Source organism: Candidatus Mycobacterium wuenschmannii, assembly GCF_030252325.1.
GTDB classification, from domain to species: domain Bacteria; phylum Actinomycetota; class Actinomycetes; order Mycobacteriales; family Mycobacteriaceae; genus Mycobacterium; species Mycobacterium wuenschmannii.
On the sequence record NZ_CP126981.1, the window covers coordinates 4,635,685 to 4,650,508 of the forward strand.

Consider the following 14,824-nt stretch of genomic DNA (forward strand, 5'->3'; position numbering starts at 1 on the left):
TCTATAGATCCTTCAGCCCGGCGCGCACCACGTCAAAGGCATCGCCCAATGCTTGCGGTAACGAGACCGATTCGTCATCCAGCCAGTACTCATAGGCGCTCAGCGCGACGCCGAGCATCATCCACGCGACGGTCTGCGGCCGCAGGTCAGCGGTCTTGCCGGCGGACCGGCGCGCGACGAACCCCGCGATCACTTCGCGCCATCCGGCGTACATCGTCATCGAATACGCTTGCAGCTCAGGCGTTTGCAGGATGACCCGCATCCGCTGCCGGTGCCGGGCCGTCTCGGAATCGTCAAAAGTGTTGAACGACAACAGCGCAGACCGTAAAGCGTCACCGAGCGGCATGTCCGGGTCGACGCCGTCCAGCAGTTCGCTCAGGTGCTGCAGGTGAGCGTCGAAGTCGCCCCAGGGGATCGCGTTCTTCGACGCGTAGTAGCGGAACAGGCTCCGGCGTGCGATGCCGGCAGCGCGGGCGACGTCGTCGACGCTGACCTCCGCGAACCCGCGCTCACTGAACAGCCCGATGGCCACGTCCGAGATGTGTTGCGGAGTGGTGGCTCGGCGTCGGCCGACCCGCGGCTGCTGCTGCGCCATCGACCCCACCCTTCCATTCCGGCACTCGATGCCATATTCTGACTGAGATTCTGACCACATCGACGCGACTTGTCGAGCCCCGCCACACCGAAAGGCAACGTCATGGAGCCGAACCAGCAGACCGACGCCGAGACCGAGCTCGTTACCGAGACCCTGGTCGAAGAGGTTTCCATCGACGGGATGTGCGGGGTCTACTGACCGTGAGCGCCCCCGCGCAGGGGCGACTCGAGTTCGATCTCGATCTCCCGTGGCGCCTGCATCCGCAGGTGGCCGTGCGCCCCGAATCTTTCGGTGCGCTGTTGTATCACTTCGGAACTCGCAAACTGTCGTTCCTGAAGAACCGCACCATCCTGGCGGTGGTGCAATCGTTGGCCGATCATCCCGACGTCCGGGCCGCACTCCGTGCGGCCGGCGTCGAGGATTCCCAACAACACCCCTACGTGCACGCGCTCGGCGTGCTTGCCGGTTCCCACATGCTGGTGCCGGCGGAGGAGGAGCGCTCATGACCTCGACGGTGCCACGCCTGATCGAGCAGTTCGAGCACGGCTTGGACGCGCCCATCTGCCTCACCTGGGAGCTGACCTACGCCTGCAACCTGGCCTGCGTGCACTGCCTGTCGTCGTCGGGCAAGCGCGACCCGCGCGAGCTGTCCACGCAGCAGTGCAAGGACATCATCGACGAGCTGGAACGCATGCAGGTGTTCTATGTGAACATCGGTGGCGGCGAACCGACTGTGCGGCCGGACTTTTGGGAGCTGGTCGACTACGCGACGGCGCACCACGTCGGCGTCAAGTTCTCCACCAACGGCGTGCGCATCACCCCCGAGGTGGCCGCCCGCCTGGCCGCCAGCGATTACGTCGACGTGCAGATCTCGCTGGACGGCGCCACTGCCGAGGTCAACGATGCCGTCCGAGGCGAGGGTTCCTTCGCGATGGCCGTGCGGGCGCTGGAGAACCTCGCGGCCGCGGGTTTCAAGGACGCCAAGATCTCGGTGGTGGTGACCCGCCACAACGTCGACCAACTCGACGAATTCGCTTCGCTGGCAAGCCGATACGGCGCCACCCTGCGCATCACCAGGTTGCGGCCCTCGGGTCGCGGTGCCGACGTGTGGGACGAGCTGCACCCGACTCCCGCCCAGCAGGTCCAGCTGTACGACTGGCTGGTGGCCAGGGGCGACGGGGTGCTCACCGGCGACTCGTTCTTCCACCTGTCCGGTCTGGGCGAACCCGGAGCGTTGGCCGGGCTGAACATGTGCGGGGCAGGGCGGGTGGTGTGCCTGATCGACCCGATCGGCGATGTCTACGCCTGCCCGTTCGCAATTCACGACCGCTTCCTGGCCGGAAATACGGTGTCGGACGGCGGTTTTGACAAGGTCTGGAAGGACGCCCCGCTGTTCCGCGAGCTGCGCGAGCCGCAGTCCGCGGGCGCCTGCGGCAGTTGCGGGCACTACGACAGCTGCCGGGGTGGCTGCATGGCGGCCAAGTTCTTCACCGGCCTACCGCTCGACGGTCCCGATCCGGAGTGCGTCGAGGGCTACGGCGTCCCGGCCCTGGCGCAGGAGCGCGACAAGCCGCGTCCGGCCGGCGACCACTCGCGCACCGGCAAGCGCAAGAGCGGTCCGGTGCCGCTGACCCTGAGCATGCCGCCGCAGCGGCTGTGCAACGAGAGCCCGGTCTAGTCGTGGCCCGTGACGTCTGGTTCGAGACGGTCGCGATCGCGCAGCAACGCGCGAAGAAGCGGCTGCCGAAGTCGTCGTACTCCGCGCTGGTGGCCGCCAGCGAAAAGGGGTTGACGGTCGCCGACAACGTCGAGTCGTTCGGCGAGCTCGGCTTCGCGCCGCATGTGGTCGGTGCGCTCGAGAAGCGTGACCTCTCGACAACCGTTATGGGACAAGAGATCTCGCTGCCGGTGCTGATCTCGCCGACCGGCGTCCAGGCCGTCGACCCGGACGGCGAGGTAGCCGTCGCACGCGCCGCCGCGGCCCGCGGAACCGCCATGGGACTGTCGTCATTCGCCAGCAAGCCGATCGAGGACGTGATCGCCGCCAACCCGAAGCTGTTCTTCCAGGTCTACTGGTCTGGCGGGCGCGACGTGATCGCGCAGCGCGTCGAGCGTGCCCGCGCGGCCGGTGCGGTCGGATTGATCGTGACCACCGACTGGTCCTTCTCGCACGGCCGCGATTGGGGCAGCCCGAAGATCCCGGAGCAGATGAACCTGCGCACCATGTTGCGGATGTCACCCGAGGTCATCACCCGGCCCGGCTGGCTGTGGCGATTCGGCAAGACGCTGCGGCCCCCGGACCTGCGGGTGCCCAACCTGGCGGCTCGCGGCGAGCCCGGCCCACCGTTCTTCGCGGCGTACGGCGAGTGGATGACGACGCCACCGCCGACCTGGGCGGACATCGCCTGGCTGCGCGAGCTGTGGGGCGGCCCGTTCATGCTGAAGGGCGTCATGCGCCTCGATGACGCGAAAAGGGCTGTGGACGCGGGCGTTTCGGCAATCTCGGTGTCCAATCACGGCGGCAACAACCTGGATGGAACGCCGGCGTCAATTCGGGCGCTGCCCGCCGTCGCGGACGCGGTCGGCGACCAGGTCGAGGTTTTGCTGGACGGCGGTATCCGGCGTGGCAGCGATGTCGTGAAGGCGCTGGCACTGGGCGCCCGCGCCGTGATGATCGGCCGCGCATATCTGTGGGGCCTCGCCGCGGCCGGGCAGCCCGGGGTGGAGAACGTGCTCGACATCATGCACAGCGGAATCGACTCGGCCTTGATGGGCCTCGGCCGCGCATCGGTGCACGACCTCAACCGCGACGACGTCCTGGTGCCGGACGGCTTCACCCGTACTCTCGGGGCGAGCTAGCACCCGTCGAACGCGAGACCAGCGGGTATGTTGGTGCGGACGTGGCTGACGTGGCGGCGGTGGCCGTTTTTAGTGAACGCCCTGCTCGAAAAAATTTTTCGATAGCGCCAACAACCAGTGCACGACAGGTGAATTCGTCTTACCATCACCGGGTGGTGGTCCAGCCCGATCTCGGGGGCTCTACGTCGAGCCAACTGCGAAGCATGCCGGTAGGGCTGGCAATTCCCGTTGGCTCCACCGAGCAGCACGGGCCGCACCTGCCTCTGGACACCGACACCCGAATCGCGACGGCGGTCGCAGGCGCGGTCACCGCCGGTTTGGCCGACGACCCGGATCTGACGTGGCTGGCGGCGCCGGCCATCGCGTACGGTGCCAGCGGCGAGCACCAGAGCTTCCCAGGAACGATCTCCATTGGCACCGACGCGCTGGCGACCCTGCTGGTCGAGTACGGCAGGTCGGCGACCTGCTGGGCCCAGCGCCTGCTGTTCGTCAACGGCCACGGCGGCAACATCGCTGCACTCGGCCGGGCCGTTGCGCTGTTGCGCCGCGAGGGCCGCGACGCGGCGTGGTGTCCGTGCGTGATCGCCGGCGGTGACGCACACGCCGGACACGCCGAAACTTCCGTATTGCTGCATATTTCGCCCAGTGAGGTCCGCGCGGAGAGCTGGCAGGTGGGCAACAGGGCGCCGTTGTCGGAGCTGCTGCCGGCGATGCGCAGCGGCGGAGTGGCCGCCGTCAGCGACGTCGGCGTCCTGGGCGACCCGACGACCGCCACCGCCGCCGAGGGTGAGCGGATGCTGGCCGAGATGGTCCAGGACTGCCTGCGGCGTGTCCAGCGCTGGGCACCGGCCGCCGACGGGACGCTCGCATGACCCAAACGCGGTTACCGGATGGGTTTGCTGTGCAGGTCGACCGCCGGGTCAGGGTGCTCGGACAGGGCTCGGCTTTGCTGGGCGGATCGCCCACCCGCATCCTGCGGCTGGCGCCCGCCGCCCAGGACATGCTCGCCGACGGCCGGCTCAAGGTCCGCGACGCGGTGAGCGCTGAACTGGCCCGCACGTTGCTCGACGCCACCGTGGCGCACCCGCGGCCCGCGGGTGGCCCGTCACACCGCGACGTCACCGTCATTATTCCGGTGCGCGACAACGTATATGGACTGCAGCGCCTGGTCGCCTCGCTACGGGGTCTGCACATCGTGATCGTGGACGACGGGTCGTCGACGCCGATCCGGCCGGAAGACTTCGCCGGGTTGCACAGCGACATCGAGGTCCTGCGGCACGCGCAGAGCAGGGGCCCGGCCGCGGCCCGCAACACCGGACTCACGGCCTGCAAGACGGGCTACGTGGCGTTTCTCGACTCCGACGTCGTTCCGCGCCGCGGTTGGCTCGAGGCGCTGCTCGGGCATTTCTGCGACCCGACCGTGGCCCTGGTCGCCCCGCGCATCGTCGGCCTCGCCCAGACCGATCACCTGGTCGCCCGCTACGAGGCGGTGCGTTCGTCGCTCGACCTGGGTCAACGGGAAGCTCCGGTGATTCCCTACACCAGCGTCTCCTACGTGCCGAGCGCCGCAATCATTTGCCGCACTTCGGCTTTGCGGGATATCGACGGCTTCGACGAGAGCCTGCGTTCTGGTGAGGATGTCGACCTGTGCTGGCGGCTGGTCGAAGCCGGTGCCCGGCTGCGCTACGAGCCGATTGCCCAAGTGGCACATGACCATCGGACCGAATTGCGCGATTGGGTTGCGCGCAAAGCGTTTTACGGTGGTTCGGCCGCTCCGCTCTCGGTTCGTCACCCGGACAAGATCGCGCCGCTGATGATCTCGGGATGGGCGCTGACGGCGTGGATCCTGATGGCGCTCGGCTCCAGCTTCGGTTACCTGGCTTCCCTGCTTGTCGCGGGCCTCACCGGGCGCCGGGTCGCGAAAAGCATGCAGGGCACCGAGACTCAGATCTGGGACGTCGTCACCGTGGCATCGCGCAGCTTGTGGTCGGCGGCCTTGCAGTTGGCGTCGGCGATCTGTCGGCACTACTGGCCGGTCGCGCTGCTGGCGGCGATGCTGTTCCGCCCGTGCCGCCGGGTCGTCCTGGTCGCCGCCGTCGTCGACGGGGTGGTGGACTGGGCGAGTCGCCGCCAAGCCGCCGACGACGACGCTCAGCCGATCGGCCTGCTGACATACCTGCTGCTCAAGCGCCTCGACGACCTGGCCTACGGCCTCGGCCTGTGGTACGGCGTGCTGCGCGAGCGCAATGTGGGCCCGCTCAAGCCGCAGATTCGGATCTGACTCCTGACCGAAGCGACGCTACACAGCGACGTGCTGATCATCGGCGCTGGAAGTGCTGGATCCATTGTCGCAGATCGCCTTTCGGCCGACCCGAATTGCCTGGTGACGGTGCTGGAAGCCGGCCTCGGCCTGGCCGACCCGGTGCTGCGCGCCGAGACCGACAACGGCGTCCGGCTGCCGATCGGCGCGGCCAGCCCGTTGGTGCAGCGCTACCAGACCCGGCTCACCGGCCGGCCCGACCGCCGGGCGGCGATCGTGCGGGGGGCCACGGTCGGCGGTTCGGGCGCCGTCAACGGCGGCTACTTCTGCCGGGGCCTGCGCCGCGACTTCGACGAGCTCGGCCTGCCAGGCTGGGCCTGGGCCGACGTCGTCGAACACTTTCGTGCGATCGAGACCGATCTGGACTTCGACGGGCCCGCGCACGGCACCTCGGGGCCGATCCGCGTCCAGCGCACATCGCAAATCACCGGCAGCACAGCGGTTTTCGTCGAAGCGGCCCAGCGGAACGGGTTCGGGTGGCTACCCGACCTCAACGACGTCGGCGACACCCTGCCCGCCGGCGTCGGTGCCGTGCCACTCAACATCGTCGATGGGGTGCGGATGGGGCCCGGGGCGGCGTACCTGCTGCCCGCGCTGACCCGTGCCAACCTCTCGTTGTTGACCCAGACCCGTGCCCTTCGCCTCCGCATGTCGCACGGCCGCGTTACCGGGGTTGACGCGCTCGGCCCGGGCGGTCCGATCACCGTGACCGCTGACCGGGTCGTATTGTGCTCCGGGGCAATAGAATCCGCCCACCTGCTGATGCTGTCCGGGATCGGCGAGGAAACGATGCTGCGGGCCGCCGGCGTCGACGTGCTGGCCCCGCTGCCGGTGGGAACGGCCTGCAGCGATCACCCCGAATGGGTGTTGCCGACCACCTGGTTGGTTGCCACCGGGCGCCCGGTGCTGGAGGTCGTGCTGAGCACGCCCGACGACATCGAGATCCGGCCGTACACCGGCGGCTTCGTGGCGATGGTCGGCGACGGCACGCCGGGCCATCCCGACTGGCCACACGTCGGGGTCGCGCTGATGCGGCCGCGGTCCCGGGGGCGTGTCGCGCTGGTGTCAGCCGACCCGCTGGTGCCACCGGCCATCGAGCACCGTTACGACAGTGAGCCGGCCGACGTCGCCGCGCTGCAGTCGGGTTGCGACCTGGCGCGCGAAATCGTCGCGCCGACAACCGAAGTCGGTGAACCGGCCTGGTCGACATCGCAACATCTGTGTGGCACCGCCCCGATGGGCCCTGCCGGGGACCCGACGGCCGTGGTCGACCCCCGGTGCCGCGTGCACGGCGTCGACGGGTTGTGGGTGATCGACGGGTCGGTGCTGCCCACGATCACCAGTCGCGGGCCGCACGCCACCATAGCGATGCTGGGGCATCGGGCCGCGGAATTCGTGGTGTGACGTCGGAAGTTACGCTGTCTAGGTCAGGAGGTGGTCCAGATCGCCGATAAAGTCGACCCGCGCCCAGCGCGTTCTCGCGCCCGCCTGTTGGAGGCCGCCACCGCCCTGCTGCGCACCGGTGGCCCGAGCGCGGTGACCGTGGACGCCGTGACGCGGGGCGCCAACGTCGCCCGCGCCACCCTCTACCGCCACTTCCCGAGCGGAAATGACTTGCTCGCAGCGGCTTTCAGCGGCTTGATACCTCCCGCGCCGACACCGTCGGACGAGGGCACCCTGCGCGATCGGTTGATCGCGGTCGTCCTGGACTTCGGCAAGTCGATCGCCGAGCGGCCGAGCATGGTGATGGCGATGAGCTGGCTGGCGCTGGGGCGCGACCTGGAGCACCTGCCGGAATCGGATCACAGCCGGACCGCCGACAGCCCCGCGATCAGCACCCTGCGTCAGCGCATCGCCCAGCAGTACGCGGCCCCATTTGACGCCATCTTCGACAGCCCCGCCGCCGCCGAACTCGGCGACATCGACCGCACCCGGGCGATCGCGCTGCTGATCGGCCCGGCGGTGCTGGGCCGGCTGTCGACCCTGCCCGACTTCGACTACCGTGACTGCGCGCAGGCCGCCGTCGACGGCTTCCTGCATGTGCAACGCGCCCAGAACGAAGCGGTCACGAAAGCTCGTAACGAATCGGCAGGTGCTTGAGCCCGCCGACGAACGTCGTCGAGATCAACTCCGGATCACCGTTCAGCTCAATCGATTTCAGTCGCGGTAGTAATTCGGTGAAGAAGCTGTTCACTTCCATCCGGGCCAGCGCGGCGCCCAGGCAGAAGTGCACGCCGTAGCCGAACGCCAGGTGCTTGTTCGGGTCGCGCCCCACGTCGAAGCGGAACGGATCGTCGAAGATCTCCTCGTCGCGGTTGCCGGAGACGTAGGACAGGTATACGGATTCGCCCGCGGCGATCGGCACGCCGCGGATCGTGGTGTCGACGGTGGCGGTCCGCATGAATTCCTTGACCGGCGTCACCCAGCGGATCATCTCCTCGGTGGCCAGGGGCATTAGATCGAGGTTGTCGCGCAACCGATTTCGTTGGTCAGGGTTGTCGATCAACGCCTGCAGGCCGCCGGCGATCGTCGCGCTGGTGGTGTCGTGACCGGCGGTGGCGATGATCACGTAGTAGGAGGCGGTGTCCATGTCGGACAGCGGTTCGCCGTCCACGCGGGCGTTGGCGATCGCCGAGGTCAGGTCGTCGGTCGGGTGCTCGCGCCGGGACGCGGTGAGCGCGGTGAAGTAGCCGAAGAAGTCCAGTAGCACTTGGAGCTGTTCCTCGATCGTCGCGCCGCGCTTGAACTCGTCGTCGTCACCGCCGAACAGCTCCTGCGTCAGGGACAGCATCCGGGGGAAGTCGGACTCCGGCAGACCGAGCAACGACATGATCACGTAGAGCGGATAGTTCACCGCGACCTCTTGAACGAAGTCACATTCGCCGCCGGCGGCCATCATCTTGTCGACGTAGATCTTGGCCAGCTCGTCGACCCTGACCTTGAGCGCCCGCATTGCCTTGGGGCGGAACCAGTCCGCGCCGATGGCGCGCACGACGCGGTGCTGCGGATCGTCCATGTGGATCAGGGTGCGCAAGCCGATGCCGGTTTCCTGGAGTTCGCGCGCCTTATCGTCGGCCTCGGCGGCGGCCAGCAGGGGCCGGGGCTCGTTGATGAATAGATCGTTGGCCCGCTCGATCTCCATGATGTCGGCGTGCTTGGTGATGGCCCAGAACGGGCGGTATGGCGCGCGGTCGACCAGCGACACCGGCGCGTGCGCGCGCAGGTGGGCCAGCGCCGTGTGCAGCCGGGATTCGTCGGCGTACGACGTCGGATCAGCGAAAACTTCTGCGGCCTTGTCCTTGATGGGTGCGCTCATCTGCCCTCTCACCTGCCGGGTCCGGTTTTTGACACGTGTCAGACATAGTCTCTGTGATCGCCGATTGTTTGATAACCGCTTTCCGGGAATCCGTAGGCTGTCGTTTCGTGTCGGCAAGATCGCTCCGCAGCAGGGCCATCGTGGTGATGGCGGCCCTGCTGGTTGCGGCATGCGGCCAGGAAGCGGTGGTCAAGCCCCGCAAGGCCGAACCGGCCTACGCCGGACCGCTGGATGCCGGCGTGGTGAGTACCGCAATGGGATCGATCCGCGGTCAGGTCGCATCGGATTACCGTGTGTTCCAAAGCATTCCGTACGCCGAGCCCCCGGTCGGGCCGCTGCGCTGGCAGGCGCCGCGGCCGGCGGCCCGGTGGTCGGGCATGTTGGATGCCACCAAGGCCGGGCCGCAATGCATGCAGGACACCGGTCTCAAGCCGGGGGTGGGCAAGCCGACCAGCGAGAACTGCCTGACACTCAACGTCTGGACTCCGCCGCGCAGCCAGCACGGCGAGAAGCGCCCGGTGATGGTCTGGATCCACGGCGGGGGCTTCGTCCAGGGCAGCGGCGACATCTATCACTCGCGTTGGCTCGCGGCCAAGGGCCACGTCATCGTCGTCACAATCAACTACCGGCTCGGCGCGCTGGGCTTCCTGGCGCACCCGTCGCTCGGCCCGCCCGGCACCGTCGGCAACTACGGACTGGCCGACCAGCAGGCCGCGCTGCGCTGGGTCCGCGACAACATCGCCGCGTTCGGCGGCGACCCGAAGAAGGTCACCATCGCCGGCGAGTCTGCGGGCGGAATGTCGGTGTGCGACCACCTGATTGCGCCGGGTTCGGCCGGCCTGTTCCGCGCGGCCATCATCCAGAGCGCGCCGTGTCAGGCGCAGGCCGAGGTGGAGTTCGGTCAGAAGCAGAGCCTCGACTACGCGATCGCCGCCGGCTGCCGCAATCCGGCGACCACCGCGCGCTGCCTGCGCGCGCTGCCAGCGACTCGGCTCGAAAGACCGCCCTGGTACTACTTTCTCGGCGACTCCGATGCGTTGTCCGGCCCGGTGACCGGGACGCCGGCGCTGCCGGACAACCCGGTGGCGGGGTTCGCCGCCGGCCGAGCCGCCCGCGTTCCGGTGTTGATGGGTGTCAACCACGACGAGTTCACCCTGTTCGCGGCGCTGCGGGCCGCGAAGCTCCATCGGGGTGTCAGTCCCGGCGAGTACCCGCGGGTTCTCGACGACATCTTCGGCGCCGACGGCGCTCCGGTGCTGGCGCACTACTCGCCTGATCGCTACGGCGGCGACGTCTCGCTGGCCTACTCGGCCGCTGCCACCGACGGTGTGTTCTCTTGTGTGGCAGACAGATTGGCCGATTCACTGAGTCGCAATGCTCCCGTCTACGCCTACGAGTTCGACGACCCACACGCGCCAGAACCCGACTTCCTCAGGCACGCACCGTTTCCCGTCGGCGCCAGCCATTCGCTGGAGTTGCGTTATCTGTTCAGCATGGGCGGCGCGCCGCCGCTCGATCCCGCGCAGCAGGTGCTGTCCGACCAGATGATGAGCTACTGGAGCCACTTCGTCACCAACGGCTCGCCGAAGGCTGCCGGCCTCCCCGACTGGCCCGCCCAGGACGGCAACCCCGAGCACGATGTCTGGATGTCGTTGCGGCCCGGTGGAAGTCAGGTCAGCACAGACTTCGGGGAGCAACACCAGTGCCCGTTCTGGTCGACGTTGAAAGGTAAGCAGTGAGCACACCCGAGCCCGCCGGCTTCGCCGACGAGTGGGCCGCGGCCTGGAACCGGCGCGACGTCGACGCCGTGCTTGCGCACTTCCACGACGACGTCGTGTTCACCTCGCCGATCGCGGCCGACGTGGCGCCCGGCTCCGGGGGAGTGGTGTACGGCAAGGCGGCGCTGCGCGAATACTGGTGCGCCGCAATGGAAGCCGTGCCCGACCTGCACTTCGACATCGTCGGCGTGTACCGCGGTGTGTCGACGCTCGTGATCCACTACCGCAACCAGAAGGGCGGTCTGGTCAACGAGGTGCTCGAGTTCGACGGCGCCCTGGTGCGCCGCGGTCACGGGACGTATCTGGTCTGACGCCTACGGGTGGTTGGCGCCGTTCGGACCGACCGCAGTCAGGCCGGTGCCCGTATTCCCGCCGCTGATGACCACGGTGCCCGCGGTGCCGTTGCCGCCGGTCTGACCGACGCCAGTTCCACTGCCGCCGCTGCCACCCGTTGCGCTGTCGTTGGTGGCGGAGCTGTTCGCGTTGATCGCCGCGACCCGGCCAAGCGCGCCGGTGCCGCCGTGGCCGCCGTCTGCGCCAGAACCGCCCGCGCCGCCGGTTGCGGTGCCGCTTGCCACCGCATTGGTGCCACCGGCGGAGATGATCGAGCCGCCGCCGTGCCCACCGGCGCCGCCGTCGGTGGCGTCACCACCCGCGCCGCCGATGGTGACGCCGCTCGCCGTTCCGCCGGATCCACCCGCCAAGTTGCCGAACGGATCGGTGGAAGCGCCGCTTTCGATGTAGGTGGCGCCGCCCGCACCGCCGGTACTGCCCACGCCGGTGGCATCGCCGCCTGCACCTCCGGTTGCTTCACCGAAGCTTGATCCCGAGGGTCCTCCCACAACGACCGCTCCGATACCGCCGTCGCCGCCGACCCCGCCGTCGCTCCCGGTTCCGCCGTCGCCGCCGGTCCCGAAAGCGGTGTGGTTCAGACCGTCGATCGTGCCGGTCGTGGAGAGGGTGCTGGTGACTTCGACTCCGCCTCGACCGCCGTCGCCACCGGTGCCTCCCGTGAGACCTGCGCCGCCGTCCCCGCCGGTGGCGGTGCCGCCGACAATGGTGCCTCCGTTGTCGGTGTCGACCAGGCCGATGCCACCCCCGCCGCCTTGACCTCCGGTACCCGCGCCGCCATCACCACCAAGCGCGGTGCCACCAGTGATCGTGCCGGCGTTAGTGGTTTGGATGCTGCCGAGCCCGCCCGCTCCGCCGGTCCCGCTATCAGTGCCCGCGCCGCCGTCGCCCCCCGTGGCGCTGCCGCCAGTTATGGTGCCGCCACTCATGACGTTGATTACGCCGTTGCCACCGTCGCCGCCCTGACCCGCGTCGCTAGCCGCGCCGCCGACGCCGCCGAGGGCGGTACCGCCGCTGGTGCTACCTGCGACCACGGCCTGGACCTGACCGCGTCCGCCATCGCCACCCACGCTGCCGCTGCCGCCGCCGGTTCCGCCGTCCCCGCCGGTGGCGGAGCCGCTGGCCTCTCCCGCTCCAGTGGTGATGATTCCGCCCGCACCGCCGTCGCCGCCCTGGCCGCCGTCACTGCCCGCGGCGCCGTCGCCACCGAAGGCCGTACCCCCGGCGATGCCGCCATTGCTCCCGATGGAGCCGTTACCGCCGTGACCGCCGGTGCCGCCGGTGGTCCCTGCGGCGCCATCGCCACCGGTGGCGCTACCAGTTGCAGTGCCTCCAAAGCCCTGGACTGCGCCGATGCCGCCGTTGCCGCCGGTCGCCCCGGCGCCGCCTGACCCGCCGTCCCCGCCGGTGGCGATCCCGCTGGCGGTCCCCGACGAATTGCTCTGGACTTCGCCGATGCCACCCGCGCCGCCGGTGCCGCCATCGGTGCCGTCGCCACCGGCGCCACCAGTAGCAACGCTTGCCTCATCACCCGCGGTACCAGTAAAGCTGTGAATCTGCGCTTCTCCACCGGATCCGCCCGTCGCACCTGCTCCACTGCCAGTGCCGCCGGCCCCGCCGTTGGCGGTTCCCGCGGCGTTGCCGCCCTCGGCCTGAACCGCGCCTTGGCCGCCCGTGCCGCCAATGCCGCCATCGGCACCCGCGCCGCCGTCCCCTCCGGTAGCGGTTCCGATACCGGAGTATCCATTGGAGCCGGTGACCCCGCCGATCCCACCATTGCCGCCGGTGCCACCGAGGCCGGCCGCGTCGCCGCCGTCACCGCCAGTGGCATCGCCGTCAGCCTGGCCGCCGCTGGTCGCGAGAACCGCGCCAATCCCGCCGTCACCGCCGGTACCTCCACCGCCGGAGCCATCGCCGCCAGCGCCGCCTGTCGCCGTGCCGGTCGCTGCACTGCCGGTGCCGTCGCTCTCCAGTAGCGCCGACCCGCCGACGCCGCCGTTGCCGCCGGCGCTTCCGTCGAGCCCGCCAGTGCCCGCGCCGCCGACCCCACCCGCACCGCCGGCCGCTGTGCCGCTGGCGGTGCCGTCATCGGATCCCAGGACCACTGCGCCACCGCCGCCACCGCCCCCGCCTCCGCCGTGGCCGACTCCGGTGGCAGTTCCGAGACCGCCCGCGCCGCCGTCACCGCCTAGGCCGCCGGTGGCTCCAGTACCGACGCTCGCGCCGTTGCCGCCGTCGCCACCGTTTCCACCGCTGCCGAAATCACCCTGTGCGCCGGCCAATCCGGCGGTGCCGGACGTGGCGGATGTACTGCCGGCCGCGCCCGCCGCACCACCGTCGGCGCCGGCTCCCGCAGTGGTTCCGGACATGCCGCCGATACCACCGGTGCCGCCGTCGCCGGCGGCTTGGCCGGTACCGCCGAACGAGACGGCGTCCGGATTGCCGAGGGCGCCCGTGCCGCCATTGCCGCCGTCGCCGATGTCCCCGCCGGTACCGCCGACGCCACCGTTGCCGCCGACGCCGAAGTAGCCGCTCTTGCCGCCGTCGCCGCCGATTCCGGCATTCCCGCCGTTACCCCCGATGCCGCCGTCGCCACCGTGGCCGTTCGACGCGAAGGCGGCGAAGTCGCCGGTCGCCCCGGTGCCGCCGGTACCACCGTCGCCGCCGTCGCCGCCAGCCCCGCCAAGTCCGCCGTCGCCGTAGAGCGCCGCGCTAGATCCGCCGTCCCCACCGATTCCGCCGATGCCGCCGTTGCCGCCGAGTCCGCCAATGCCGGTGTTCGTGAAGTCGCCAAGGGTGCCGGTGTCACCGGTCGAGCCAGTGCCGCCGGCCCCACCTTGGCCGCCGATGCCGAACAGGAAGCCGGTGACATTGCCGCCGTCGCCGCCGTCTCCGCCGAGGCCGGTTCCGTCGTCGGCGAACGTGCCGATGCCGCCCATGCCACCGATGCCGCCGAAGCCGAAGGCGGTGTCGCCGCCATCGCCGCCGTCGGCGCCCAGGCCGCCCATGCCGCCGATCCCGCCGTCACCGAAATAAGCGGTCCCGCCGTCCCCGCCGTCGACTCCGGTCAGGGTGCTGCTCCAGCCGTCGCCGCCGTCGCCGAACCAGAGACCACCGGCGGTGCCGTCGGGGGCGCCTTCGATGCCGTCGGTGCCGTTGCCGATCAGGAACTGGCCGAACAGGGTGTTGAGGTTGTCGTTGAAGGCGACGGTGCCCGGGCCGAAGAAGGAGGTGCCGTCGATCCATTGCTGGTCGAAGGTGTGGATGGGTTCGTAGATGAACTGGGCATACATCTGGGCGAAGTCGCCGGTCGTCGCCGCTGCGCTGGACGGATCGACTGCGAACGCCGCGTCCAACGCCGAATCGAGATTGGCCACCCAACTGGTCCAGTCCGCACCCAGCACCGGGTCGAGGCTGGCCAGCGAGTTAATGATCGGATCGATGATCGCGTCCAGCCCGTCCGCATGTGCCGGCGGTGCGCTGGCCAGCGGCGACAATCCGAACGCCACCACAGCTCCGGCGCTGGTGCTCCAGCCGATCAGGCGACCCCTCCGCGCTTGTGACTTCATGAACCATCCGCGACCATCGGCCATGACCAACCCCTA

Annotated in this window: 13 protein-coding genes; 10 read left to right on the forward strand and 3 right to left on the reverse strand. The window is 69.5% G+C overall.

Features of this window, described 5'->3' with window-relative positions; all coding sequences use genetic code 11:
• Nucleotide 1: 1 nt before the first annotated feature.
• Complete coding sequence (gene mftR / locus PT015_RS22310) at nt 2-595, reverse strand: mycofactocin system transcriptional regulator (RefSeq protein ID WP_285187253.1); 594 nt, start codon at nt 593-595, stop codon at nt 2-4.
• Nucleotides 596-697: 102 nt separating this feature from the next.
• Here mftR and mftA point away from each other — a divergent pair, with 102 nt between their 5' ends.
• The 8 genes from mftA (at nt 698) to PT015_RS22350 (ending at nt 7,874) form a co-directional block, all read left to right on the forward strand.
• A complete protein-coding gene (gene mftA / locus PT015_RS22315) occupies nt 698-793 on the forward strand; it encodes a mycofactocin precursor MftA (protein ID WP_285187254.1) in 96 nt (31 codons plus the stop codon).
• On the forward strand, nt 778-1,101 hold the full coding sequence (gene mftB, locus PT015_RS22320; RefSeq protein WP_285187256.1) for a mycofactocin biosynthesis chaperone MftB: 324 nt from the start codon (nt 778-780) through the stop codon (nt 1,099-1,101). Before mftA ends, mftB begins: the two co-directional genes overlap by 16 nt.
• Nucleotides 1,098-2,273, forward strand: a complete 1,176-nt coding sequence (gene mftC, locus PT015_RS22325; RefSeq protein ID WP_285187258.1) for a mycofactocin radical SAM maturase — start codon at nt 1,098-1,100, stop codon at nt 2,271-2,273. The genes mftB and mftC overlap by 4 nt, the downstream gene beginning before the upstream one ends.
• A 2-nt stretch (nt 2,274-2,275) precedes the next feature.
• Complete coding sequence (gene mftD / locus PT015_RS22330; protein ID WP_285187259.1) at nt 2,276-3,454, forward strand: pre-mycofactocin synthase MftD; 1,179 nt, start codon at nt 2,276-2,278, stop codon at nt 3,452-3,454.
• A 128-nt stretch (nt 3,455-3,582) separates the two neighbouring features.
• The gene (gene mftE / locus PT015_RS22335; protein ID WP_285187261.1) at nt 3,583-4,326 is read left to right on the forward strand and encodes a mycofactocin biosynthesis peptidyl-dipeptidase MftE; all 744 of its coding nucleotides are present in this window, start codon (nt 3,583-3,585) and stop codon (nt 4,324-4,326) included.
• Nucleotides 4,323-5,735 carry a mycofactocin biosynthesis glycosyltransferase MftF gene (gene mftF, locus PT015_RS22340; protein ID WP_285187263.1) on the forward strand — a complete coding sequence of 471 codons (1,413 nt, stop codon included), beginning with the start codon at nt 4,323-4,325 and terminating at the stop codon, nt 5,733-5,735. The genes mftE and mftF overlap by 4 nt, the downstream gene beginning before the upstream one ends.
• A 3-nt stretch (nt 5,736-5,738) precedes the next feature.
• Complete coding sequence (gene mftG / locus PT015_RS22345; protein ID WP_285191235.1) at nt 5,739-7,178, forward strand: mycofactocin dehydrogenase MftG; 1,440 nt, start codon at nt 5,739-5,741, stop codon at nt 7,176-7,178.
• Between the two features lie 132 nt (nt 7,179-7,310).
• On the forward strand, nt 7,311-7,874 hold the full coding sequence (locus PT015_RS22350; protein WP_285191237.1) for a TetR/AcrR family transcriptional regulator: 564 nt from the start codon (nt 7,311-7,313) through the stop codon (nt 7,872-7,874).
• Here PT015_RS22350 and PT015_RS22355 read toward each other — a convergent pair.
• Nucleotides 7,840-9,090 (reverse strand): cytochrome P450, encoded by a 1,251-nt coding sequence (locus PT015_RS22355; protein ID WP_285187265.1) that lies wholly within the window; start codon nt 9,088-9,090, stop codon nt 7,840-7,842. The genes PT015_RS22350 and PT015_RS22355 overlap by 35 nt on opposite strands.
• 107 nt (nt 9,091-9,197) lie before the next feature.
• Here PT015_RS22355 and PT015_RS22360 point away from each other — a divergent pair, with 107 nt between their 5' ends.
• A complete protein-coding gene (locus PT015_RS22360) occupies nt 9,198-10,829 on the forward strand; it encodes a carboxylesterase/lipase family protein (protein ID WP_390887886.1) in 1,632 nt (543 codons plus the stop codon).
• A complete protein-coding gene (locus PT015_RS22365) occupies nt 10,826-11,179 on the forward strand; it encodes a nuclear transport factor 2 family protein (protein WP_285187266.1) in 354 nt (117 codons plus the stop codon). The genes PT015_RS22360 and PT015_RS22365 overlap by 4 nt, the downstream gene beginning before the upstream one ends.
• 3 nt (nt 11,180-11,182) lie before the next feature.
• Here PT015_RS22365 and PT015_RS22370 read toward each other — a convergent pair whose 3' ends face one another.
• The gene (locus PT015_RS22370) at nt 11,183-14,812 is read right to left on the reverse strand and encodes a PGRS repeat-containing protein (RefSeq protein ID WP_285187267.1); all 3,630 of its coding nucleotides are present in this window, start codon (nt 14,810-14,812) and stop codon (nt 11,183-11,185) included.
• Nucleotides 14,813-14,824: the final 12 nt, after the last annotated feature.

Bases quoted from the DNA above. Each gene is read 5' to 3' on its own strand.
- mftR (WP_285187253.1), bottom strand. From the start codon at position 595: ATGGCGCAGCAGCAGCCGCGGGTCGGCCGACGCCGAGCCACCACTCCG.
- mftA (WP_285187254.1), top strand. From the start codon at position 698: ATGGAGCCGAACCAGCAGACCGACGCCGAGACCGAGCTCGTTACCGAG.
- mftC (WP_285187258.1), top strand. From the start codon at position 1,098: ATGACCTCGACGGTGCCACGCCTGATCGAGCAGTTCGAGCACGGCTTG.
- mftF (WP_285187263.1), top strand. From the start codon at position 4,323: ATGACCCAAACGCGGTTACCGGATGGGTTTGCTGTGCAGGTCGACCGC.
- PT015_RS22355 (WP_285187265.1), bottom strand. From the start codon at position 9,090: ATGAGCGCACCCATCAAGGACAAGGCCGCAGAAGTTTTCGCTGATCCG.
- PT015_RS22370 (WP_285187267.1), bottom strand. From the start codon at position 14,812: ATGGCCGATGGTCGCGGATGGTTCATGAAGTCACAAGCGCGGAGGGGT.